Annotated in this window: 1 protein-coding gene; it reads left to right on the top strand. The window is 53.5% G+C overall.

Translation table 11 applies throughout. The features are described 5' to 3' along the window. Window positions 1-125 precede the first annotated feature (125 nt). Complete coding sequence (locus tag B0H50_RS13015; RefSeq protein ID WP_100425318.1) at window positions 126-1,442, top strand: ISL3 family transposase; 1,317 nt, start codon at window positions 126-128, stop codon at window positions 1,440-1,442. Window positions 1,443-1,470: the final 28 nt, after the last annotated feature.

Here is a 1,470-nt window from a genome sequence, read left to right as displayed (position 1 = left end):
GGCTCTTCATCAACATGTGTGGGTGGCTTCGCCACCCTTTTTTTGTTGACTTTCGCCTAAATCAAACAAAAAAAATGGGCTATTTTCTAAAATTTAATCGCCAAAAAAAACAGAAGAAAAAGCCCATGTCAAAATTATACAAATCCATCTTCAATGTCAACGGCTGTTCAGTCGTCAAGCAGGAGCAAACCGACACCACGGTCACCATCACGGTAAGACTCACCAAGGGCAACGCCAGCAGGTGCGGCTGTTGTGGGCGAAAAGGGAAGCTCTACGACAACGGCCGGGAACAGAGGGTATGGCGGACGCTCGATCTCGGCACGAAGATGGGCTTCATCAGGATGGACACCTACAGGGTGAAGTGCAAGAAATGCGGCGTAAAAACGGTGAAGGTGCCGTGGGCAAGCCACAGGTCAGGCTTCACCGACGCCTTCGAGCAGCAGGTCGCATGGGCCGTATGCAGCATGTCGAAAAAGGCTGTCGCAAAGCAGCTACGCATCGCCTGGAATACCGTGGGGGAAATTGCCGACCGCGTATGGGATCGCCTGGACACAAGGCCGATCAAGGCAGGCTGCATCTTCAGGCGCATAGGCATCGACGAGACCAGCTACAAGAAAGGGCACAAGTACATAACGGTGGTAGTGGATCACGACAGGCGCTGCGTGATCTGGGTCCACGAGGGCTACGGGAAGGAGGTGCTGGACCTCTTCATGAGGGAACTCAGCGAAGAGCAGCGCAAGGGCGTGGAGCTTGTGACTTGTGACGGAGCCAAGTGGATAAGGTCAAGCATCGAGGAGTTCCTGCCCAATGCCGAACGGTGCGTGGACAGCTTCCATGTCGTACAGTGGGCGACAGAAGCCCTGGACAAGGTCCGTGTGGAAGCCTGGAAGGAGGCCCGCAAGGAAAACCGCAATCAGAAACGGGGCCGAGGCAGGCCCACGAAGGATAGCGTCCCGAAGGACCGCACCGCGGAGGGGATAAAGAACTCCAGGTACGCTCTGGGCAAGGCTCCAGAGAACCTTAACGAAAGCCAGCAGAGAAAAATAGAACTCATAGCAAGCCGCTATCCGCGTCTCTACAGGGCATACCAGCTCAAGGAGGAACTGCGCATCATCCTGAAGATGGGCTATGACGATGCCAGGGAAAATCTGGACAGGTGGCTGTGGCGTGCAAGCCACTCACGCATCGGCTCAGTAAAGGATCTGTACGCAAAGATCAAGCGTAACTACGACGGAATCCTCAACACAATCAGGCTGGGCGTGTCAAACGCAAGGATCGAGGCGACGAACAACAAGATAAAGCTACTGATACGGACTGCCTATGGCTTCAGGAACATGAACAACATGCTGTCGCTGATAATGTTGAGCTGTTCCTATGTCGATGTAAAGATAGCCTACGAATGGGAATCGGAATCGAGAGAATCATCTAGCAAGGCTGCCTAAATGCTACCACACATATTGATGATGCCTC

This window comes from Hallerella porci, from assembly GCF_003148885.1.
GTDB lineage: Bacteria > Fibrobacterota > Fibrobacteria > Fibrobacterales > Fibrobacteraceae > Hallerella > Hallerella porci.
Note: the sequence above shows the minus strand (reverse complement) of the source record. Positions and strands in the feature narration are given on the sequence as shown.

Coding starts and splice junctions, on each gene's coding strand:
- B0H50_RS13015 (WP_100425318.1), top strand. CDS start 126: ATGTCAAAATTATACAAATCCATCTTCAATGTCAACGGCTGTTCAGTC.